At 67.9% G+C, this 22,276-nt stretch carries 20 protein-coding genes; 8 read left to right on the top strand and 12 right to left on the bottom strand.

Annotation, left to right across the window (positions count from 1 at the left end; translation table 11 throughout):
- Window position 1: 1 nt before the first annotated feature.
- From sseA to VQ042_RS01165, 4 genes are all read left to right on the top strand, one after another.
- Window positions 2–847 (top strand): 3-mercaptopyruvate sulfurtransferase, encoded by an 846-nt coding sequence (gene sseA, locus VQ042_RS01180; RefSeq protein WP_331814600.1) that lies wholly within the window; start codon window positions 2–4, stop codon window positions 845–847.
- Window positions 848–852: 5 nt separating this feature from the next.
- A complete protein-coding gene (locus tag VQ042_RS01175; protein WP_331814599.1) occupies window positions 853–1,443 on the top strand; it encodes a GNAT family N-acetyltransferase in 591 nt (196 codons plus the stop codon).
- Between the two features lie 2 nt (window positions 1,444–1,445).
- Window positions 1,446–2,393 carry an ornithine cyclodeaminase family protein gene (locus VQ042_RS01170; protein ID WP_331814598.1) on the top strand — a complete coding sequence of 316 codons (948 nt, stop codon included), beginning with the start codon at window positions 1,446–1,448 and terminating at the stop codon, window positions 2,391–2,393.
- 100 nt (window positions 2,394–2,493) lie between these two features.
- On the top strand, window positions 2,494–3,477 hold the full coding sequence (locus VQ042_RS01165) for an alpha/beta hydrolase (protein WP_331814596.1): 984 nt from the start codon (window positions 2,494–2,496) through the stop codon (window positions 3,475–3,477).
- 134 nt (window positions 3,478–3,611) lie between these two features.
- Here VQ042_RS01165 and VQ042_RS01160 read toward each other — a convergent pair whose 3' ends face one another.
- Together VQ042_RS01160 and VQ042_RS01155 are read right to left on the bottom strand one after the other, a co-directional pair.
- The gene (locus VQ042_RS01160; protein ID WP_331814594.1) at window positions 3,612–3,830 is read right to left on the bottom strand and encodes a hypothetical protein; all 219 of its coding nucleotides are present in this window, start codon (window positions 3,828–3,830) and stop codon (window positions 3,612–3,614) included.
- Window positions 3,831–3,981: 151 nt separating this feature from the next.
- Window positions 3,982–5,166, bottom strand: a complete 1,185-nt coding sequence (locus VQ042_RS01155) for a pyridoxal phosphate-dependent aminotransferase (protein WP_331814593.1) — start codon at window positions 5,164–5,166, stop codon at window positions 3,982–3,984.
- A 302-nt stretch (window positions 5,167–5,468) separates the two neighbouring features.
- On the opposite strand from VQ042_RS01155, the gene VQ042_RS01150 reads away from it, so the two are divergent.
- The gene (locus VQ042_RS01150; protein WP_331814591.1) at window positions 5,469–6,470 is read left to right on the top strand and encodes a fumarylacetoacetate hydrolase family protein; all 1,002 of its coding nucleotides are present in this window, start codon (window positions 5,469–5,471) and stop codon (window positions 6,468–6,470) included.
- A gap of 34 nt (window positions 6,471–6,504) precedes the next feature.
- Here VQ042_RS01150 and VQ042_RS01145 read toward each other — a convergent pair whose 3' ends face one another.
- From VQ042_RS01145 to VQ042_RS01115, 7 genes are all read right to left on the bottom strand, one after another.
- A complete protein-coding gene (locus tag VQ042_RS01145; protein ID WP_331814590.1) occupies window positions 6,505–7,827 on the bottom strand; it encodes a TRAP transporter large permease in 1,323 nt (440 codons plus the stop codon).
- Between the two features lies 1 nt (window position 7,828).
- On the bottom strand, window positions 7,829–8,419 hold the full coding sequence (locus VQ042_RS01140; protein WP_331814589.1) for a TRAP transporter small permease: 591 nt from the start codon (window positions 8,417–8,419) through the stop codon (window positions 7,829–7,831).
- Window positions 8,419–9,465, bottom strand: coding sequence for a TRAP transporter substrate-binding protein (locus VQ042_RS01135; RefSeq protein ID WP_331814588.1), 1,047 nt, complete (start codon window positions 9,463–9,465; stop codon window positions 8,419–8,421). Before VQ042_RS01135 ends, VQ042_RS01140 begins: the two co-directional genes overlap by 1 nt.
- A gap of 160 nt (window positions 9,466–9,625) precedes the next feature.
- Window positions 9,626–11,341: a thiamine pyrophosphate-requiring protein gene (locus VQ042_RS01130; RefSeq protein WP_331814587.1), complete on the bottom strand. Its 1,716-nt coding sequence runs from the start codon at window positions 11,339–11,341 to the stop codon at window positions 9,626–9,628.
- A gap of 117 nt (window positions 11,342–11,458) precedes the next feature.
- Window positions 11,459–12,187: a fumarylacetoacetate hydrolase family protein gene (locus VQ042_RS01125; protein WP_331814586.1), complete on the bottom strand. Its 729-nt coding sequence runs from the start codon at window positions 12,185–12,187 to the stop codon at window positions 11,459–11,461.
- Window positions 12,188–12,263: 76 nt separating this feature from the next.
- A complete protein-coding gene (locus tag VQ042_RS01120) occupies window positions 12,264–13,196 on the bottom strand; it encodes a dihydrodipicolinate synthase family protein (protein ID WP_331814585.1) in 933 nt (310 codons plus the stop codon).
- Window positions 13,197–13,266: 70 nt separating this feature from the next.
- A complete protein-coding gene (locus VQ042_RS01115; RefSeq protein ID WP_331814584.1) occupies window positions 13,267–14,019 on the bottom strand; it encodes an SDR family oxidoreductase in 753 nt (250 codons plus the stop codon).
- Window positions 14,020–14,237: 218 nt separating this feature from the next.
- Here VQ042_RS01115 and VQ042_RS01110 point away from each other — a divergent pair, with 218 nt between their 5' ends.
- The 3 genes from VQ042_RS01110 to VQ042_RS01100 all read left to right on the top strand — a co-directional run bounded on the left by VQ042_RS01110 (window position 14,238) and on the right by VQ042_RS01100 (window position 18,366).
- Window positions 14,238–15,314 carry an Ldh family oxidoreductase gene (locus tag VQ042_RS01110; protein ID WP_331814583.1) on the top strand — a complete coding sequence of 359 codons (1,077 nt, stop codon included), beginning with the start codon at window positions 14,238–14,240 and terminating at the stop codon, window positions 15,312–15,314.
- A 42-nt stretch (window positions 15,315–15,356) separates the two neighbouring features.
- Complete coding sequence (locus VQ042_RS01105; RefSeq protein ID WP_331814582.1) at window positions 15,357–16,295, top strand: TAXI family TRAP transporter solute-binding subunit; 939 nt, start codon at window positions 15,357–15,359, stop codon at window positions 16,293–16,295.
- Window positions 16,296–16,407: 112 nt separating this feature from the next.
- The gene (locus VQ042_RS01100) at window positions 16,408–18,366 is read left to right on the top strand and encodes a TRAP transporter permease (RefSeq protein WP_331814581.1); all 1,959 of its coding nucleotides are present in this window, start codon (window positions 16,408–16,410) and stop codon (window positions 18,364–18,366) included.
- Between the two features lie 60 nt (window positions 18,367–18,426).
- Here VQ042_RS01100 and VQ042_RS01095 read toward each other — a convergent pair whose 3' ends face one another.
- The 3 genes from VQ042_RS01095 to VQ042_RS01085 form a co-directional block, all read right to left on the bottom strand.
- Complete coding sequence (locus VQ042_RS01095; RefSeq protein WP_331814580.1) at window positions 18,427–19,056, bottom strand: glutathione S-transferase family protein; 630 nt, start codon at window positions 19,054–19,056, stop codon at window positions 18,427–18,429.
- A 94-nt stretch (window positions 19,057–19,150) separates the two neighbouring features.
- Window positions 19,151–20,827 carry a thiamine pyrophosphate-dependent enzyme gene (locus VQ042_RS01090; protein WP_331814579.1) on the bottom strand — a complete coding sequence of 559 codons (1,677 nt, stop codon included), beginning with the start codon at window positions 20,825–20,827 and terminating at the stop codon, window positions 19,151–19,153.
- 184 nt (window positions 20,828–21,011) lie between these two features.
- Window positions 21,012–21,998 (bottom strand): aldo/keto reductase, encoded by a 987-nt coding sequence (locus VQ042_RS01085; protein WP_331814578.1) that lies wholly within the window; start codon window positions 21,996–21,998, stop codon window positions 21,012–21,014.
- Window positions 21,999–22,276 lie beyond the last annotated feature (278 nt).

The following is a 22,276-nucleotide window of genomic DNA, read 5'->3' as shown; positions in this document are numbered from 1 at the left end:
CATGAGCCACAATCCCTTCCTGATAACTCCCGACGAACTTGCCGAACGTCTCGGCCGGCCCGGCCTGTCGGTGGTCGACGCTTCCTGGTATCTGCCGGCGCAGAAGCGCATGGCGGAGCCTGAATTCGAGATCGCCCACATTCCCGGCGCGGTCTTCTTCGACCAGGACGCGATCGTCGATCCGGTCTCCCCGCTGCCGCACACCCTGCCCTCGGCGGAGATCTTCGCCGACGCCGTCGGCCGACTCGGCATCGCCGAGACCGACACCATCGTCGTCTATGACGGGCTGGGCCTGTTTTCCGCCCCCCGGGTGTGGTGGATGTTCCGCGCCTTTGGCGCCCGGGATGTGCGGCTTCTGGACGGCGGCTTTCCCGCATGGCGGAACGGCGATCATCCGGTCGAATCCGGCAAGGCGGCGCCGGAGCCGGCGACCTTCCAGGCCCGGTTCGACACAGATGCCGTCGTGACGCTGGCGCAGATGCGCCGAGCCGTCGACGATCCGGCGCTGCAGGTGGTCGATGCGCGCCCGGCCGACCGCTTTGCCGGCGAGGCGGCCGAGCCCCGCGAAGGCGTGCGCTCCGGCCACATGCCCGGTGCTTTCAACCTGCCCTTCCTGCAACTGGCCGAGGACGGCCGGCTGAAATCCCCCGATGAGCTGCGCGCGGCCTTCGCCGCTGCGGGCGTCGATCCGACCGGACCTGTCGTGACGAGTTGCGGCTCGGGCGTCACCGCTGCCGTCCTCAACTTGGCACTGGAAACGCTCGGCAACCGCCAGGCCCGGCTCTATGACGGGTCCTGGACCGAATGGGGCGGCGCGACGGACACGCCGGTCGTGACGGGGCATTGATGGCCATGCGCCTGTTGACGACCACGGTCACGAGTCTTGCGCTCACGCAGCCGCCCGAACGCGTGGTACCGCCGCCCGCCAGCGAGACGGAACTGAGCTTTCGCGAGATCCACGACATCGCGCTCGATGCCTATCGCACCCTTTATCGCACGGTCGGCGACCCCCACCACTGGACGTCGCGGATCCTGCCGGACGAACGGCTCGACCGGGAAATCCACGACGAGGCGATCCGCATCTTCGTCCTGCTGGCGGACGAGATCGTGGCCGGATGGTTCGAACTGGAGATGCGCCGGTCGATGAAATCGGCCCGCATCGTCCATCTCGGCATCATGCCGGCCTTCCGCGGCCGCGGCCTGGCCGATCATCTCCTGTCCAGGGCGATCGTAATGGGCTTCTCGCAAGGCGCCGAACGGCTGACCATCGAGACCAACACGCTCGACCACCCGGCCGCCCTGCCGCTGTACCGCAAGCACGGATTCGAGCCCTATGCGACGCGCCATGTCCAGACGCCGGCGATCGAATCGGTCGAGGCGCTGACACGGGCGCACCGGTCCGACGCGCCGACCGAGATGGTGGCCGGGAACACCCGGCAATGAGGATGATCGGCTTCGCAGAGGCGGATCATCTCCTGAGCTGGACGGCGGTCACCGAGGCGATCCGCGACGCGCATCGCCTGCCGCAGGCCGAGATCGGCGATCTGCTCTTGTCGCGGTCCGGCCGCAGCCTGCTCAATCGCGGCGCCTGGATCGAGGGGCTGGGCATCGCGCTGAAATCGGTCACGGTCTATCCGGACAATCCGCACCGCGACCCGCCGCTGCCGTCGGTCCAGGGCGGCATGCTGCTGTTCGACGAGGACAGCGGCGCCCCGACGGCCCTCGTCGACGGCATCCTCGTGACCAAGTGGAAGACCGCCGGCGATTCGGTGCTCGGCGCCAGGCTCCTGGCCCGCCCCGATTCGCGCCGGTTGCTCATCTGCGGTGCCGGCACCGTCGCGCGCACGCTGATCGCGGCCTATGGCGAACTCTTTCCCGGGCTCGAATCGATCGCGCTCTGGAACCGCAGTCGCGACAGGGCCGAGGCTCTGGCTGCCGAAGCCGGTGCGGGTCCCGTCCCGGTCACCGTCGCATCCGATCTCGCCGAAGCCGTCGCAGCCGCCGACATCGTCTCCACCGCAACCCTGGCGAAACAGCCCTTCCTGAAGGGCGAGTGGCTGAGCCCCGGCACCCATGTCGACCTGATCGGTGCCTTCCGGCCGGACATGCGCGAGGCGGACGACACGCTTCTGCGCCGCGCCGAGCTCTTCGTCGATTCCCGCCGGACCACCTTCGGCCATATCGGCGAGATCCAGATCCCCCTCGACGCCGGCACCATCGCCGCCGAGAACGTGCGGGGCGATCTGCACGATCTGTGCGAGGGTACCGCGGGACGCTCGGGGCCCGACGCGATCACCGTCTACAAGAATGGCGGCGGCGCCCATCTGGACCTGATGGTCGGCGCGCTGATCCGGCGGCTGGTCGAAGCGGCCGAGGCGACCCGGAGCCAGTGATCGCCTGCGCGTCGCCCGGCACAGGGACCCGACGGTTTCAAGCCGGTGCGAGACGCGATAGACCAAGCCACGCCTTCCACAGATGAACGGACCGCCGCCCTTGCTCTGGAAAACGCTCCTCGCCGTCGTTCTGATCCTGCTGCTGGCGGCGGGTGTCGCCTGGCTGTTCGGACCGCGCGAACCGGTGGATACCACCATCACCTTCGATCCGACGGCGATCGGCAGCGACCCGGACACCTATCTCGCCCGGACCGAGGCCGACATTCCCAATCTGCGCCCGAACGCGCAGAAGGAGATCGTCTGGGCCTATCCGGCCTCGCGCGCCCGCACACCGATCGCCCTCGTCTATGTGCACGGCTTTTCCAGCGCCAAGGGCGAGACCCGTCCCCTCGCCGACTTGGTCGCGGCCTCCCTCGGCGCCAATCTCTTCTATACGCGGCTGACCGGCCATGGCCGCGACGGCGCCGCCATGGAGCAGGCCGAGGTCAACGCCTGGGTGAACGACCTGGCCGAAGCGGTCGCCATCGGTCGTAGCCTCGGCAACCGGGTTATCGTCATCGGCTCATCGACCGGCGGAACGCTGGCGACCTTCGGCGCCACGCGGCCGGGCCTGATGGAGGATGTGGCGGGCCTGGTGCTGATCTCGCCGAATTTCGGCCTGCGCGATCGCTGGGCCTTCGTGCTGGACCTCCCATGGGCGCGCGATATCCTGCCGCTGATCGGCGGCGAGACCCGTGGCTTCGAGCCTGCGAGCGATGCGCAGGCCAGCAACTGGACGACGAGCTACCCGATCGGGGCGCTGGTGCCCATGGCCGCGCTCGTGCGGGCGACCCTGCGCGCCGATATCTCGGACATCACGATCCCGGTGCTGGCCCTGTTCTCACGGGACGACCAGATCGTCGATCCGGCCGCGACCGAGGCGGTGATGGCCAGGTGGCAGGCGCCCCACGAGTTGGTCGAGGTATCGGAGAGTGGTGACCCCGCCCATCACGTCCTGGCCGGCGACATCGTCTCGCCGCAGACAACGGACGAACTCGCCGCACGGATCGTCGCATGGGTTGAGAGCCTGCCCGGGTCGGACTGACGCGTCACGAGCGACGACTGCTCCGGCGAGGCCGGGGCGAGCCTGGACTCAGGCGTCCATCCGCAGATGTTTCGGCGACGTCGTGCGATGGCGGGCGATCGCTTTGCCGCCCGCCACCGCGAAGGGGATCCGGTTCAGTTGGGTTCGCCGTCCGGCGTGCCGCCCTGGGGATGGACCGATGCCAGCAGCTTCGCCGCATCCTGCGCGTCCTGGGGCGTGAAGACGAGGCCGATGGGCGCTTCGCCATTGCGGATGATCAGGGCGACATTGCCGTCGGGCAGCTCTGAAACGCCCTCCAGCTTCTCCACCATGACACCCTGGATGCCGTTCTCGTTATCGTTCTGATCGGACATGCCGTCTCCTGGTGTTGTCGGGTCAATTCCCTCACCTAGTAGACCTGTCCCAGAGTCAAACCGCTGGCGGGAATTTTCAGTGAGCCGGCCCGCCGCTTCGAGCCACCGCGCGGGCTCCGCCCGGTCCCGCAAGCCGCGGAGCGGCCGCTGCTCAGGCCGGTGTCGGCTGCTCGCGCAGGAACGCATCGACGCGCTCCAGTGCGCGCACGATGTTCTCTTCCGAATTGGCGTAGGACAGCCGGATGTAGCCCTCGCCGAGAATGCCGAAATCCGGGCCGCCGATCAGCGCGACGCCGGCCTCCTCCAGCAGTGCGGAGGCCAGCTTCTTCGCCTTCCAGCCCGTCCGCGAGATGTTCGGGAAGGCGTAGAACGCGCCCTTCGGCGTCGCGCAGGAGACGCCCGGCAGCGCGTTCAGCCCTTCGACGACCACCTTTCGGCGCCGGTCGAAGGCCTGCATCATGGCCGCGACGTCGTCCTGCGGCCCGTCGATCGCCGCGATGCCGGCGAACTGGCTCGGCGCGTTGACGCAGGACCAGCAATTGACCGCCAGCTTGCGGATCTTGTCCATCAGCGCATCGGGCCAGATCGACCAGCCCATGCGCCAGCCGGTCATCGCCCAGGTCTTCGACCAGCCGTTGAGCACGATCAGCCGGTCGCGGATCTCCGGGAAGGTCAGCAGCGAGCAATGCGTCTCGCCGTCATAGGTCATCACGTCGTAGATCTCGTCCGACATGATCGCCACGTCGGGATGATCGGCGAGCCCCTTCACCAGTCTCTCGATCTCGGCACGCGGCGTCACGCCGCCGGTCGGATTGGCCGGAGAGTTGAGGATCAGCAGCCGCGTCTGCGGCGTGATCAGCGACAGCGTCTCCTCCGCCGAGAAGGCAAAGCCGTTTTCCTCGCGCACCGGCACCGGCACCGGCGTCGCGCCGGTGAACTCGATCATCGAGCGATAGATGGGAAAGCCGGGATCGGGATAGAGGATCTCGGCGCCCGGCTCGCCGAACATCAGGATGGCCGCATACATGGTCGGCTTGCCGCCCGGCAGGATCATCACCGATTCCGGGGACACCTCGATGCCGGTCGTCGTCAGCGTCCGGCGCACGACTGCCTCGCGGGTCGCGATCAGGCCGTTCGCCGGCGTGTAGCCGTGATGGCCGTCGTGCAGCGCCTTGATAGCCGCCTCGACGATGTGCTCGGGCGTGCGGAAATCCGGCTGGCCGATGCCCAGATTGATGATGTCGCGGCCCTTGTTGGCCAGGGCTGTCGCCCGTGCGAGCACGGCGAAGGCATTCTCTTCGCCGATGCGGTCGAAGGCGGAAACCGTATGCAGCATGATCGTCTCTCGAAAGGCCCGGACAGGGCGCGAACGCGCGCGGGCTCGTCAGGATGGGGGTGCGGCATGACGCCGACCGACGATCCGTATGGCATCCCTTCGCCGGAGTCGAGTTGGCCGGGGACAGTGCAAGGGCGCGGCGCCGCGCGGCGGCCCGTGGCGATGGCGACGCCCGGCCTGCGAAAGCCGCTCCCGTTCCGCCGACATCATGATACGCTTCGCACCGCCGGTTCCGGCGGGATGGAGTTCGAGGCCGGCCGAAGCCGTCGCTGCGGCGGCCTCTTGAGGAGGATCGCGGGCGCATGAAACTTGCAACCATCAGGGATGGCAGCCGCGATGGCCGCCTCGTCGTCGTCTCGCGCGATCTCACGCAGATGACCGATGCCGCGTTCCTGGCGCGAACCCTCCAGGCCGCGCTCGACGACTGGCCGCGCATCGCGCCGCATCTGGCCGCGCTGGCCGAAAGCCTCGAGGCCGGGGCGGTGCCGGCCGACCGCTTCCACGAACACGACGCCGCCAGTCCCCTGCCCCGGGCCTATCAATGGGCAGAGGGCGCGGTCTATGGCGGCCATGTCGAAGACGTCGGCCAGGCGCCCGGACCGAACGCGTCCGTCGGCGACGTTCCGTCCATCCGCCAGCGCGGGTCCGATTCGTTCCTCGCCCCGCGCGATCCGATCCGATCCGCTGAGGACGACTGCGGCATCGACATGGCGGGCGGCATCGCCGTGATCACGGGCGACGTGCCGATGGGCGCGACCATCGAGGAGGCGCGCGAGGCCATCCGCCTCGTCCTGCTGGTCAACGTTGTCTGTCTGCGCGACCTGGCGCCCGGCGACGGCGGCGACGACTTCCAGTCCAGACCCGCCACGGCCTTCTCGCCGGTCGCGCTGACCCCGGGCGAACTGGGCGAGGCCTGGGATGGCGCCCGGCTGCATGGCGCACTCTGCGTCGACCGCAACGCCAAGCCGTTCGGGCGGGCCGATGCGGGCGTCGACATGCGCTGCGACTTCCCGACCCTGATCGCCCATGCGGCCCGTACGCGCCCCCTTTCGGCCGGCACGATCATCGGTGCGGGCCCGGTCTCCAATCGGGCGGACGGCGGCCTCGGAAAGCCGGTCGACCAGGGCGGCGCAGGCTATTCCTGCCTGTCCGAAATGCGCAGCAGCGAGACGCGGGCCCATGGCAGCCCGCAGACGCCGTATCTGCGCTTCGGCGACACCGTGCGCATCGAGATGCTGGACGATCACCACCATTCGATCTTCGGCGCCATCGAACAGACGGTCGAGCGCTACCAGCGCCCCTGAGCCCCCGGCGGTCAGGCCCGGTGTCGGCGGGCGCTCATTGCAGCAGTCGCGGCAGGATCAGCGAGATCGCGGGAAACGCGATCAGCAGCACGACCCGGATGATCTCCGAGCCGAAGAACGGCATCACACCCTTGAAGGTCTCGCGCATCGGCACGTCCGGCGACAGCGAGTTGATGATGAAGACGTTGAGCCCGACGGGCGGCGTGATCAGGCCGAGTTCGACCACCACGAGGATGATGATGCCGAACCAGATCTTGGTCTCGTCCGGCCCCAGCCCGAAATCGAGTCCGGCAACGACCGGCCAGAAGAACGGGATCGCCAGGATCACCATGGACAGGCTGTCCATCAGGCAGCCAAAGACCAGGAAGATCACGATGATCAGCGCGAGGATCTCGAAGGGCGCCATGCCGCTGTTCTGGAGGAACTCCGCCGCGGCCTGGGGCACGCCGGCCCGTGCCATAAAGATCTTCAGGAGTTCGGCGCCCAGCAGGATCAGGAAGATCATGCCGCTGGTGCGCGCCGTCTCCAGCAGCGCCTCGACGAACTGCCCCCAGTCCATGCGGCCCATGCCGAAGCCATAGAGTGCGACCAGGAAGACGCCGATCGCCGCCGCCGCCGTGGGGCTGTAGATGCCGGCATAGATGCCGCCGATGACGATGCCAAAGATGATCGCGACCGGAATCACCGCGATCGTCGCGGCCACCAGTTCGCGGCGCGGCACGGCCTCGCCGACCGGACCGGAGCCCGGGACGAGGCGCACATAGAGCGCGATCGTCGCCATGAACATCAGCATCGCCAGGATGCCCGGGATCAGCGCGGCGGCGAACATCGTGACGATGTTGGTCTCCACGATGATGGCGTAGACGATGAGTACGACCGACGGCGGGATCAGGATGCCCAGCGTGCCGCCCGCGGCGATCGTGCCGGTGGCCAGCGACGGCGAGAACTTGAAGCGTCGCAGCTCCGGCAGCGCCACCTGCCCCATGGTCGAGGCGGTGGCGGTGGACGAGCCGGACAGCGCGCCGAAGCCCGCACAGGCCGCGATGGAAGCCATGGCGACGCCGCCATGGAAGCGGCCGAGCCAGGCATTGGCGGCCCGGAAGAGATCCCGCGAGAGCCCGCAGCGCGATGCCAGCCCGCCCATCAGGATGAACATCGGCAGGACCGACAGATCGTAGTTCGAGAACTGCGCGTAGGCGAGGTCCTTCAACTGGTACAGAAGCACCGTCGAACCCGACTCGATCGCCGTGCCGGCCATGCCGACCAGGATCATCGTGTAGGCGATCGGCACCCTGACCACGATCAGGAAGAACAGCAGGAGAATGCCGAGCAGGCCGAGCAGGAACGGATCGATCATCTCAGTCCTGCCTGCTCGCCGCGGCGCGCGGTTCCTCGGTCCATTTCGGCCGGCCGCGCATGCCGGCGATACCGTCGAGAACCGTCACCACGGCTGCCAGAAACAGCAGCAGCAGCGACAGGAGAATGGGCGGAAAGGCGGTCCACAGCGGCAGCTTCAGCACCGGCGTGACCTCGGGATACTGGATGTAGCTCTGCAGGCCGAAGGACATCTGCCGGAGCAGCAGGAGGGCGAAGGCCGCCGCGAAGATCGCCGAGAACACCACCATCGCGGCCTTCGCCGCCTCGCCCATCCGCTCGGTGAAGATGTCCACCGTGACGTTCGCCCCGCTGAGCTGGCAGTAGGGGAGAAACATGAAGATGGCGACGGCGACGAAATGCTTGACCAGCTCGTGATCGGCCGGAAACGGCGCCGAGAGGAAAATGTTCGAGCCGGCACTGAGGGCGGTCATCACCGCCAGGCCGGTCAACAGGACGCCACCGACGAGTGCCCAGAAACGGACGGCCCTGGCGACCAGCCGCGCACCGGCCGCCAGTCGGCCATCACGGCGGGGCGTTTCCGCCCCGCCGGCCGTGTCGCCGTCACGCGTCATCAGGATTTGTGCTTGTCCAGTGCCGCCTTCGCCGCGGTCACGATGGCCGCCGAGTCGAAATCGGTGTGGTCGCCCTGCCATTTCTCCACGACGGGCGCGAGCGCATCGTTGAAGGTCTGCATCTCCTCGGCCGTCAGCATGATATGCTCGTTGCCCGCGTCGACGGCGATCTGGATGCCCCTGTCGTCGGCCGCGCGCCAGACATCGGCGATCTTGCGCAGGAAGGCCTCGTCGGAATTGTCGTCGAATACCGTCTTGATGTCGTCCGGCAGCGATTCCCAGCGGTCCTTGTTCATCGAGACCTGGAAGGTGGTGGTGCCGAACCGGGTCCTGTCCGGCCCCTCGATCTGGTACTGCGTCACCTCCTGCAGCTTGAGGGCCGGAATGATCTCCCAGGGGATCAGCGCCCCGTCGACGGCGTTGGTCGACAGCGCCTGCGGCAGGTCCGGCACCGGCATGGTCACCGGCGTCGCGCCCATGGCGCTCACGACGTCGTTGCCGGTCGGACCCGGCACGCGCAGCTTCTTGCCCTGGGTGTCGGCGACGGTCCGCACCGGCGTATTGGCCATCTGGATCGCCTGGCCGGCATGGACATGGTTGAACAGGAGGTGCACCGGCTCGTATTCCGGGGCCAGATATTCGTCATACATCTCGCGCATGGCGAGGTTGGTCGCCGCGATGTCGTTGGTGAAGATCGTCGGCAGCTCGAAGACCTCGGACCGCGGGAAGAGCCCGGGCGTGTAGCCGTTCACCGTCCACACGATGTCGACGACGCCGTCGGCGACCTGGCGGAACAGCTGCGGCGGCGCGCCGCCGAGGGTCATCGACGGGTAGATCTCGATCTTGACCCGGCCGCCCGATCCCTCCTCGATCGCCTTCGCCCACGGCTCCAGCATCTGGGTGTGGGCCGGCGCCTGGGGTCCCAGGAAATGGTGAAGCTTCAGCGTCACCTCGGGATCGGCGGCCCAGCTCTTGCGCATCAGGGCCGGCGCGGCGAGCACGCCCGCAGTCACTGCCAGGAACTGTCGTCTCTTCATCGTCAACATGGCGTCCTCCTCCGCTGTTGTCGTCAGGCACCCGCGGGTGCCGTTTCGCCCGATCCGGATCGCCTCCCGGTTCCCGGTCAGGTCGTTCTGCCGTCGGCAAGACTGTCATGGTGTCGGCGGCTCCGCCATCCCCCGTCGGACAGACGGCGGACAAGCGGCGTCACGACCGGGACAGCCAGATGTCGAGCACCGCCGAGCGGCCCTTGTTGCGCACCATGTCGAACGCTTCGGCGACGGCGGCCTCCAGCTCTTCCGGCCGCTCCACGCGCCGCCCAAAAGCGCCGCCCGCGGCTGCGGCGATGTCGGCATAGCGCGGCACCGGATCGAAGCTGATGTCGAGATCGTCGGCCCGGCTTGCATAGCCGTCGGGATGAACGCCCAGCGCCGAGAAGCGCGGTGCCTTCCAGCCCCCGTTGTTGTAGACGATCTGGAGGAACGGCGTGCCGTATCTGGCGGCCATCCAGTGCACGCTGGAGGGCACCGAGAACATGTAGGACCCGTCGCCGGTCATCGCGACGACGGTCTTGTCCGGTGCCGCGAGCTTGGCACCGATGGCAGCGCCGCCGTTCCAGCCGAGCGAGCCGCCGCCGGAGGTGAAGATCGAGCCGGGCTCGCACATCTGCATATGGTTGAAGATCACCGGATAGTTGGTGATGCCTTCGTTGAGGACGATCGTGTCGGCATCGACATGCCGGCGCACGCAGGCCGTGGCGAATTCCGGCGTGATCGCGTCCGTCGCGCCGGCCTCCAGCGCGGCCAGTCCCTCCCGCCGGGCGGCACTCGCCGCGCCATGGTGGCGGCTGCGTGCATCGACGACATCGTCCGGGGGTGCGGCGGCGTCCAGCGCTGCGTTCAGCTGGCCGAGCGCCGTCGCCGCGTCGGTGCGGAAGGCGTGGCGGGCGCCGATGTACCAGAGCGGCATCGCCTCCTTCAGCGGATCGACATCCATGTGGATGATCATGGCGTCCGCGGCGGGCCGGTTGATCGTCGGGATCCAGGGCACGTCGCTGTCGATGACCAGCACGCAATCGGCGTCCGCCAGCGCCTGATTCTGCCGCGGCTCGTTCCACTGATTACCGCGGTACAGCGGATGGTCGTGCGGGAAGTTCATGGCGGTCGGCACCGATTCCAGGACACCGATGCCAAGCCGCTCGCAGAAGCGGACGAGTTCGGGAACCGCCGCCGGATTGCGCCCGACATAGGAGGTCACCACCAGAGGTCGCTCGGCCTTCGCCAGCGCGTCGAGGATCGTTCTCACGGAGGCCTCGGGCAGCGCGGCCGGCGCGAGAGCCCCCCACTGGCCCGGATCGATGGTGACCGGGTCGGCGATCTCCTCCTCCATGACCTCGCGCGCGCCCATCAGATAGACCGGCCCCCGCGGCTCGGAGCCGGCGAACTGCATCGCACGATGGACGAGTTGCTTGACGTTGCGACCGGTGCGTACCTCGTTGTCGTATTTCATGTAGCCGCGCACGATGCCGCGCTGGTCGTGCACGTCCTGGATCCATTGGATGAATTCGTTGCGGCCGCCCCGCATCTCGCCTTCCTGGGTAAAGGGCGAGGCGCCGGCGAAGATCAGCATGGGCACGCGACCCTTGGCGGCATTGTGGACCGCGCCGGCCAGCGCCTGGGTGCCGCATTCCACATGCACGATCACGGCCTGCGCCTGGCCCGACACCTGGGCAAATCCGTGGGCGGCGCTCATGCCCGCCATCTCGTACGGACAGGTGATCACCCGCGGGATCGTGCGACCCTTGGCCCGCGCCTCGGCAATCGCCTCGATGAGGCCGGGATGGTCACTGCCGAAATTGGCGAAGATATGGGTGACGCCGGCTTCGCTCAGGGCGTCCAGAAAGGCCGTGCTGGCTGTGTACATGCGGCGGCTCCCGTTCCATCCGGCGCGGCGGCAAGCCGCCAAAGCGTGGCGATGCGACCCGCGGTTAGGGCGCGCTGCCCGGCCGCGGCAGCCGGGGCAGCGATCGCCGATGCCCGGTCAGGCCACGGTGACCTTCAGAGCGCCAATGCCATCGATATGGGCATGCATGCGGTCGCCGCGCTCGACGGCGGCCACGCCGGACGGCGTGCCCGAGAAGATCAGGTCGCCGGCGCGCAGTTCGAACATGCTGGACAGGTAGGAGATCATCTCCGGAACCTTCCAGATGAGCTGGTTGAGGTCGCCCGTCTGTCGGCGCTCGCCGTTAACGTCGAGCCAGACCGCGCCTTCGGTCGGATGGCCGATCTGCGAGGCCGGCACCAGCGGCGCACAGGGCGCCGAATGCTCGAAGGCCTTCGCCACCTCCCACGGCCGGCCGAGCTTCTTGGCCTCGGCCTGCAGGTCCCGGCGGGTCATGTCGAGCGCGACCGCATAGCCGAAGACGTGGTCCATCGCCGATTCCAGCGGGATGTCCTTGCCGCCGCCGGACAGCGCCACCACCAGCTCGATCTCGTGATGCACGTCGCTGGAGCGTGGCGGGTACGGAAATTCCCCGTCCCCGATGCTCAGATTGTCGGGGTTCTTCTGGAAGAAGAACGGCAGTTCCTTGTCGGGATCGTGCCCCATCTCGACGGCATGGGCGGCATAGTTGCGGCCGACGCAATAGATGCGGTGCACCGGAAACAGCGCGTCGCTGCCGACGACCGGAACGGCGACCGTTTCTGCCGGCGCGAACACGTAACGGGGCGACGGCCCGCCCCCGGTATTGCCCGCTGGATTTGTGCTCATCTGTCTCGTCTCCCTTGGATGTGGCGCGTGGTTCAGCGCGGAGGGCGGCGCCGGCGTCACCACAGGCGCCGAGGACCTAGCGGCCCCAGCGCAGAACCAGGGGATCCAGCGTGCGCGCCAGTTCCAGGAGGCCTGCGCGCGTGTCCGGATGCGCCGGCGCGATCGGCTTGCGCACCGCGTCGCTGGCGATGACGCCGCCTTCCTTCATCAGGATCTTGGCCGTGGCGAAGCTGGTCTGGCGGTTCTCGTAATTGATCAGCGGCAGCCAGCGGGCATAAGCCGCCACGGCCGCGGCCCGGTCGCCGGCAAAATAGGGATCGACGATCTGGCGGATGCCGTCGGGAAAGCCGCCTCCGGTCATCGCGCCGGTCGCGCCCGCATCGAGATCGGCCATCAGCGTGATCGCCTCCTCGCCGTCCCACGGACCTTCGATAGCGTCACCGCCGAGTGCGATCAGTTCGCGCAGCTTCGACGCCGCGCCGGCGGTCTCGATCTTGAAATAGGAGACGTTCTCCAGTTCCGCGGCCATGCGGGCGAGCAGCGCCGGCGGCAGCGGCGTGCCGGCGACCGGCGCGTCCTGGATCATGATCGGGATCGAGATGGCGTCGGACAGCGCCCGGAAGAACTCGAAGACCTGCCGCTCGCCGACCCGGAAGGTGGCGCCGTGATAGGGCGGCATCACCATGACCATCGCCGCGCCGGCAGCTTCGGCCGCCTTGCAGCGCGCGACGCACACGTCGGTGGAGAAGTGGCTGGTGGTCACGATCACGGGCACACGGCCCGCGACATGCTCGAGCACGAGATGCATCTGCTCGTCGCGCTCGGCATCGGACAGCACGAACTGCTCGGAGAAATTCGCCAGGATACAGATGCCGGTCGAGCCGGCGTCGATCATGAAGTCGATCGCCCGGCGCTGGCCCTCGGGATCCGGCACGCCGTCCTCGGTGAAAATGGTCGGCGCGACGGGATAGACCCCGCGATAGGGCCGGACGGCGGAACATGCGGTCATCGTGTTTCCTGCTCTGCTTGTCTGTCACGAGGGCGTCCGGGCCGGACGGTGGCCCGGACGGATACGGGCGCTATCCGCGGCCGACGAAGGGCATCTGCGTCGCCATTACCGTCATCGTCAGGACGTTGGCTTCCAGCGGCAGGCTCGCCATGTGGGCGACCGCGCGGCCGATATGGCCGGCGTCGATGGTCGGCTCGACCGCCGTCGTGCCGTCCGCCTGCAGCACGCCCTTGGACATGCGGGCGGTCATCTCGGTGGTGGCGTTGCCGATGTCGATCTGGCCGCAGGCGATGTCGAACGGCCGGCCGTCCAGCGCCGTCGCCTTGGTGAGGCCCGTGATGGCATGCTTGGTGGCGGTATAGGGCGACGAGTTCGGACGCGGCGTCGTCGCCGAGACCGAGCCGTTGTTGATGATCCGGCCGCCATGCGGCGTCTGCGCCTTCATCATCCGGAACGCTTCCTGCGTGCAGAAGAACGCGCCGGTGAGGTTGGCCCCGACGACCATGTTCCACTGCTCGGCGGTCAGTTCTTCCATCGGGATGGCGGGCGTGCCGGTGCCGGCATTGTTGACGAGGAGGTCGAGCCGGCCGAAGCGCGTCTCAACTTCAGCAAACAGCGCCTCGACCGATGCCTTGTCGGAAATGTCGGCCGGCACGACCAGGGTCGAATCCTCGCCGATCTGCCGGGAAGCCTCTTCCAGCACTTCGCGCCGGCGTCCGGTCATCACGACCGTGAACCCGTCGGCGACGAGTGCGGTGGTGATGGCCTTGCCCACGCCGGTGCCTGCACCGGTCACCACGGCGATCTTCTTCTGCGACGTCATTGCGTCGACCCTCCCCTTGAATCATCATACGACCTGGACGCGTCTCGCCCCCGCAAGACGCCATGGCAGCATAGCGACGTCTGGCCGTCCGTCGATGCCCCCGATCCCATACGCTGCCGCGATGCCGCTTGACAACTTTGGCACTGGCATGATGGCGTCCCTTCCCAAGCGATCCCCATGTCATAAGATCGCAGGAAGAACCGGCCGGAGGAAACGGCATGCAGTTCGACTCGGCCGAGAGGGTCGCCGGCGCGACCTGGCGGCGACAGGCGTTGGCGATCCTGACCGCCTGGGGCATGAGCGACGCCCACGCGGCGGTGACCGCCGACGTGCTGGTGTCGGCAGACCTCATGGGGATCGATTCGCATGGCCTGACCCTGTTGCCGCTGTATGACCAGCAACTGGCCAATGGCGGTGCCACCGCGACACCGGACATCCGGATCGTGCATGACATGGGCGCCGTGGCGCTGATCGACGGCGATGCCGGCTTCGGCCAGGTCCCGGGCATGATGGCGGTCGACATGGCGGCCGAACGCGCCTCGCGCTTTGGCATCGCGGCCGTGTCGATCCGCAATTCCAACCATTACGGCGCAGCAGGCGTCTATGTGCGGCGCCTGGCCGAACAGGGCCTGATCGGCATCTCCACCTCCTCCGTCTGGCGGGCCGGCATCGTGCCGACCGGTGGGCTGGAGCCCAAGCTCGGCACCAATCCGATCGCCTTCGCCGCCCCGTCGGCGCGCGGCAAGCCGTTTCTCCTCGACATGGCGACGTCCACAGCGGCCATCGGCAAGCTGAAGCTGGCGCAGCGGGCGGAGACGGAACTGCCGGAGGGCTGGGCCCTGACGCGCCAAGGCACGCCGCAGCGCGATCCCGCCCTGGCGCTGCTCGACCCGCTGCTGGTGCCGCTGGGCGGACACAAGGGCTACGGCCTCGCCACCATGGTCGAAATCTTGTCCAGCGTGCTGTCCGGCGCCGCGCTGACGCCGCTGCGCGGCAAGCCCGGCCGCAAGCACGATGTCGGCCATTTCATCCTTGCGCTCGATCCGGCGATGATCCGCGGCTCGCGCGCCGAATTCGAGGACGATCTCGACCGGATGGTCGACGGCCTGCGCGCCACCGATCCGATCGACCCCGCCACGCCCGTGATGGTGGCGGGAGACCCCGAATATGCCCGCGAGGCCGACAGGCTGGCGCACGGCATCCCCTTGTCTGCGAAGCTCGCCGCGCAACTGCGCGAGATTGCCGAACGGGCGGGCGCCGCCTTCCTGTTCGAGCGGGAGGGCGCGTCGACGTGACCGAGCGCCCGTGACGGGCGCAAATAATGGGAGGAGAAAGACATGAACAAGACCCTACTGACGCTCGCACTCGCCGGAGTGGGCATGGCGATGACCCTGCCGGCACAGGCGCAGCAATTGCGGCTGATGACCGGCCCGCAGGGCGGCTCGTGGTATCCGCTGGGCGGCGCCATCCAGGGCATGGCGCCCGACGGCGTCGGGATCCAGGTCCTGCCGGGCGGCGGTGTCGCCAACGTCCAGGGCGTCCAGAATGGCGCTGCCGACATGGGCTTCGCCAATTCCATCTCGACCGTCGACGCCATCAAGGGGCGCGAGCCCTTCGAGGGCGAGGCCGACAATGTCTGCAATCTCGCAACGCTCTATCCGCAGTATTTCCAGATCGTCACCACCGCCAGCACCGGCATCGAAACGGTCGAGGACTTCGCCGGCAAGCGGCTGGCCACCCAGCCGGTCGGCAACACCGCCGAGCAGGTGACCCGCGCCGTCCTGCAGGCCGCCGGCCTGACCTATGAGGATCTCGCGGCCGTCGACTACGTGTCCTATTCGGACGGCGTCTCGCTGATGCAGGACAACAATTCCGACATCTTCACCCTCGGAACCACGGTGCCGGCCTCGGCCATCATGGATCTCGCCAATTCGTCCGAGATCAAGATCGTGCCGCTGGATGATGCCTTCATCGAGAAGATGAAGACCGAGATCAATCCCGGCTACACGGCGGTGACCATCCCCGCGGGCTCCTATCCGGGCCAGGACGAGGACGTGACCGCGGTGGGCTACGCCACCCATGTCATCGCGCGCTGCGATCTGGACGCCGGCTTGGTCGAGGGCATTCTCGGCAAGATGTGGGAGAACCGCCAGGATCTCGCCGCCATCGCCGCCGCGATGAAGGACATCACCGTCGAGGAGATGTCCCAGGACGTTGGCGTGCCGATGCATGAGGGTGCCAAGGCCTTCTACAAGGCCAACGGCATCGAGATGTAGGACGAAACGATGGGCGTGCGGCTTCGGGAGGAGCCGCACGCCTTCTGCTTGAGGAAGCCTGCGGGCGGCACAGCGACGGGTCCAGCGGACTGGCCTGTCCACGGGGGGTGAGATGTTCCGACACGAACTCTGGTTGAAGCGGTCGATCACCGTCGTCGCCGTGACGATGAGCCTCTTCCACCTGTATGTCGCCTATTTCGGGCCGCCCAACGCCTTCACCCTTCGCGCGACGCATTTCGGCTTTGCGCTCGTGCTGGCCTATCTGTCCCTGCCGATGTTCGCCTCGGGCCAGAGCAAGGCCCCTCGTCCGCTCGACTGGCTGTTCCTGATCGGCTCGATCGCCGCCTCGGCTTATCCCATCGTCGAGCAGCAATATTTCAACACCCGGATGGCCTATGTCGGGCCGGTCTCGGCCACCGACCTGAGCTTCGCCACGCTAATGATCGTCGTGGTGCTGGAAGCCACGCGCCGCGCCATCGGCCCGATCCTGCCGATCACCGCGCTGATCTTCCTCGGCTACCAGGTGTTCTTCACCAACACCCATCTCATCCGCCTGCTCGAATACCAGTACATGACGACCGACGCGCTGTTCGGCATCCCGGCGCAGGTGTCCGCCACCTATGTCGTGCTGTTCGTCATCTTCGGCGCCCTCGCCGAGCGGCTCGGCATCGGCAAGCTGTTCATGGATTTCGCCCTGGCGCTCACCGGCAGCCAGGCCGGCGGCCCGGCCAAGGTCGCCGTCGTCACCTCGGGCCTGTTCGGCTCGGTCTCGGGCTCGGCGGTCGCAAACGTGATGACCACCGGCACCTTCACCATCCCGCTGATGAAGCGCATCGGCTACCCGCCGCATTTTGCCGGCGCGGTCGAGGCGGTCGCCTCCACCGGCGGCCAGATCATGCCGCCGATCATGGGCGCGGCAGCCTTCGTCATGGCCGAGTTTCTCGGCGTCAGCTATCTCAAGGTCGCCGCCTTCGCGCTGCTGCCGGCCCTGCTCTACTACCTCGCAGTCTTCCTTGCCGTGCATTTCGAGGCCAAGAAGCAGGGCCTCAAGGGCCTGCCCAAGGCCGATCTGCCCCGCGTCGGCGAAGTGCTGCGCGAGCGCGGCCATCTCTTCCTGCCGCTGGTCATCATCATCGGCACGCTGATGTACGGTTTCTCCGCCCCCTTCTCGGCGCTGATGGGCATCTTCTCGGTCGTGCCGGTCGTCCTGATGCGCAGCACCACCCGCAGCGAATTCACCATCGCCAAGCTGATCGACGGGCTGGAGGCCGGCGCCATCAACTCGGTGATCGTGGCCATGGCCTGCGCCACGGCCGGCATCGTCATCGGCGTCATCGCCCAGACCGGGCTCGGCCTCACCTTCACCAGCATCGTGCGTGCCGCGGCCCAGGACATGCTGCTGCCGGCGCTGCTGCTGACCATGGTGGCCGGGATCATCCTCGGCATGGGCATGCCGACCACCCCCGCTTACATCGTCCAGGTGGCGCTGCTGGTGCCGGCACTCGTGCGGCTCGGCGTGGCTGTCGAGGCGGCGCACATGTTCGTGCTGTACTTCGCCATCCTGTCCGCCATCACCCCGCCGGTCGCGATCGCCGTCTACGCGGCCTGCGGCATCAGCCGCTCGGCGGTCTGGGACACCAGTATCGCGGCCGTGAAGCTGGCGCTGACCGGCTACATCATCCCGTTCATGTTCGTCTTCGGCCCGTCGCTGCTGCTGATCGGCGACTGGGACAAGGTCGCCATCTCCGTCGTGACCGCAATCACCGGCGTCACGCTGCTGACCGGCGGGCTCTCGGGCTATCTGCTGAAACCGGCCAACTGGCCGACGCGGGCGATCTATGTCATCGCCGCCTTCACGCTGATCAAGCCCGGCCTGACGACCGACCTGGTCGGCGCCGGTCTGGGGGCGCTGGGCCTGTTCCTCAACATGCGCTGGCCAGCCCCCGACTATGTGCCGCGCAGCCAGCGCAAGGTCGACACGGGGCATGTGGAGGCGCCGGAGAACGCGCCCATCGAGCCCAGCGACCTGCTGGAGGTGCCGGCCGAAAGCCGGCTGCCGCGCAACGGCTGACACGAGGAAGGCGGGACGCCGTGCGCCCCGCCTTCTTCCGTTCTTCCAGGCATGAGACCGTCAGGGCATCGGAATGTCCTGGGTGAATTTCGGCACGTGATAGCCCTTCTGCACGGCCTCGCGCCCGGCAAGCTCCACATACCAGCGCTTCACATTGGGGAAGTCGTGGAGCGAGATCTCCTGCCATTCGTGGCGCGACACCCAGGGCCAGATCGACAGGTCGGCGATCGAATATTCGCCGGCCACATAGGGCTCGCGGCCGAGCTGGGTGTCGAGGACGCCGTAGAGCCGGCGGACTTCCTTGGAGAAGCGCTCCTCGGCGAAGGGCGCCTTGCCCTTGTTGAACTTCAGATACTGGTGCGCCTGGCCCAGCATCGGGCCGAAGCCGCCCATCTGCCACATCAGCCATTCGATGGTCTTCATCCGGCCCGTCGGGTCGCTCGGCATCAGCTTGCCCGACTTTTCCGCCAGATAGATCAGGATCGCGCCCGATTCCATCAGCGTCAGGCCGGTGTCGCGGTCGACGATGGCGGGGATCTTGTTGTTGGGCGCGATCTTCAGGAATTCCGGATCGAACTGCTCGTCCTTGGTGATGTCGACGGAGTGGACTTCATAGGGAAGCCCCATTTCCTCCAGCGCGATGGAGACCTTGCGGCCATTGGGCGTGGTCCAAGTGTAGAGATCGATCATCGGTGCGTGTCCTCCCGGAGTGCTGTGGTCCTGAAAATGGATGTGCCTGGCAGCCTGCTGCGCGGCGAAGACCGGCCGCAGGCTGAAACGGCGGTTATTTGCTGAGGCCGCGCAGCTTCGTGACGGTCGTGCGGGTCGAGATGCGCTCGGCATCGGTGACGAGTTCGATCAGCGCCGCCTTGCCGGAGGCGCGCGCCCGCTCGAAGGCGGGCATGAACTCATCCGTGGTGGTGACGCGTTCGCCATGCGCACCCATTGCAATCGCCATGGCGGCAAAGTCCGGGTTCTGCAGGTCCGTCCCGACGACGCGGACGGGATATTCCCGCTCCTGATGCATGCGGATCGTCCCGTAGGTGCCATTGGCGAAGACGAAGATGATCGGCCGCGCGCCATACTGCACCGCAGTTGCCAGTTCGAGGCCGCTCATCTGGAAGCCGCCGTCGCCGACGCAGCCGATCACGGTGCGGTCGGGATGGGCGATCGCCGCGGCGACCGCCGCCGGCACCGCATAGCCCATCGCGCCGGCGGTCGATCCGATCTGCCGCCCGGGCCGCCCGTAGCGCAGATAGCGCTGCGGCCAGCCGGTGTGGTTGCCCGCATCCAGCGTGACGATGGCGTCCGTCTCCAGCCGTTCGCGCAGGGTGGTGAAGGCCGCCGCCAGATCCAGCGCACCCGCCTCCCGCTCCGGCTCCACGTCGGCAAGGAATTCCTGGCGCAGCTGCGTCCGCCAGCCCTCGAAATGCGACGGCTCGAACCAGCGGGCCTCGGCAAGTGCACCGGCCAGCGAGGCCGGCGAGGCGCAGAGGCCGAGTTCGGGCTGGAACACCCGGCCCACCTCCTCTGCGCCGGCATGGACATGGATGAGCCGCGGCCGCGGCGATGGCGTGTCGAGGGTGGTATAGCCCTTGGTCGTCATCTCGCCGAGCCGGGCGCCGGCGACCATCAGGACGTCGACCTCCTGCATCCGCCTGACCAGGCTTGGCGCACCGGCCGTGCCGAAATCGCCGACGAAGCTGGAGGAAGCGGCCGAGACCACGTCCTGCCGGCGGAAGGAGCTGGCAACCGGCAGCCCGTTCGCCTCGGCAAAGGCGGTGATGTCGCGGGCCGCCTCGTCGGTCCAGCCGCTGCCGCCGACCAGCAGCAGCGGATGCTTCGCCTCGGCGAGGATCGCCCGGATCGCCGCAGCGTCGTCGGCGGTTACATGCCCCTGGACGGGCTTCACCTTCGGCGCATCGCCGACGCTGGCCATCTCGGTCAGCATGTCCTCGGGCAGCGCCAGCACCACCGGCCCCGGCCGTCCCGACATCGCCACCTGGTAGGCCCGCGCGACATATTCGGGAATGCGCGCGGTCGTCTCGATCTCGGCGGCCCATTTGGCGACGGGCGAGAACATCCGCCGGTAGTCGATCTCCTGGAAGGCCTCGCGGTCGCGCATGTCGCGGCCGACCTGGCCGACGAACAGGATCATCGGCGTGGAATCCTGGAAGGCGGTGTGGACGCCGACCGCCGCGTGGCAGGCACCGGGCCCGCGTGTGACGAAGCACAGGCCCGGCCGGCCGGCCAGCTTGCCGTAGGCGTCGGCCATGTTGGCGGCGCCGGCCTCGTGGCGGGCATTGATCAGGCGGATGTCGTCGCGGCTGTCATACAGTGCGTCGAGCACCGCCAGATAGCTCTCGCCGGGCACGCAGAAGGCAGTATCCGCCCCCTGCTTCAGGAGCTGGTCCACCAGGATGCGGCCACCGTTGCGGGTGTTGGCTTGCGACTGGGTCATGTTCGGATCGACCTCGAGGAAATGAGCGGTCGGAAAGACCGTCCTGCAGATGGCGCGAGGATCACGCCGGATGGATCCCGCGGATGCGGGCGGTGGATCGGCGCCGGCCGGGGCGCGAGCTGCGAGCTTAACTCGCCCGGAAGGCCCGCGCCAAGGCGGCCGGGGCCGGCTCTGATGTGCCGGCTCAGCAATAGCGTTCCGGCCCGACGGCCTGGGCGTCGGAATAGCGGTCGCCATGGGCAAAGCCCACCGGCAGCACGGCCTCGATGACGGCCATGTCCTCCGGCGACAGGCGGATCGCCATTGCCGCGGCATCGTCTTCCAGATGCAGTGCCGAGCGCGTGCCGGGGATGGCCACGATCTGCGCCGAGCGGTGCAGCACCCACGCGATTGCCAGCGCCGCAGGCGACTGGCCGCGCTCCGCTGCGAACGCCCGGAAGCGGTCGGCAGCGGCGAGGTTGTGGCTGAAATTCGGCTCCATGAAACGCGGATTGGTGATGCGGAAATCACCCGGCGGAAAATCAGCCGGCACCAGCTTCCTGGCGCCGAACATGCCGCGCGCCAGCGGCGAGAAGGCCACCAGCGCAGTCCCCGAGCGCTCGCATTCCTGGATGAGGCCGAGTTCGGGCAGCCGCGTCCAGAGGGAATATTCGTTCTGCACCGCGGCCACCGGATGCACGGCATTGGCCCGGCGCAGCGTGCCCGGCGAGATTTCGGACAGGCCGATCGCGCCGATCTTGCCCTCCTCCTTGAAGCGCACCAGCGTCGCCATCACGTCCTCGATCGGGCGCCCGGCCTCGCGCCGGTGGATGTAGAACAGATCCACATGTTCGACGCCCAGCCGGCGCAGCGAGCCTTCGAGGGCACTTCGCAGATGGTCGGGCGAATTGTCGAAGCTGCGCTGCGGCGACACCTTGATCGCGGCCTTGGTGGCGATGACGAAACGGTGCGGCCGGGTCTTCAGGAAGCTGCCGATCACCTCTTCCGAGACGCCCTGGCCATAGATGTCGGCGGTATCCAGGTGGTCGATCCCCAGATCGATCGCCCGGGCCAGCGTGCGATGGCTCTCCACCACGTCGGTTGCCCCGTAGATGCCTCCGAAGCTCATGCAGCCGAGCCCCACGGGCGCGACCTCCGGTCCGTTCGTTCCAAGCCTTCGCCGTTCCATCATGCCCCCTTCGTCCGAACTTGCGCTCACCGGCAGGTCGGCGCCTCACACCGCCGCGCCGGCCCAAGCCGCCCTCACTGACCGACTCCAGGCTTCCGACCCGGCGACGGCAATGTATCCCTTGGGCTGGTCGCCCTCCCGGTCGCGACCCATAGCACATCGCCGGCCTTGCCCCGAGCGTCATATGATGACACGTGTGGCGGGTCATCGGCGAATGGCGCCGACGCGTCGCATGACTCGTGCAGATGGCCTTTCGGCCTTGCCGCCCTGACACGAAGATC

The organism is Aurantimonas sp. A2-1-M11, assembly GCF_036549475.1.
In the GTDB taxonomy this organism is placed as follows: domain Bacteria; phylum Pseudomonadota; class Alphaproteobacteria; order Rhizobiales; family Rhizobiaceae; genus Aurantimonas.
This window is presented reverse-complemented; position numbering and strand designations above follow the sequence as displayed.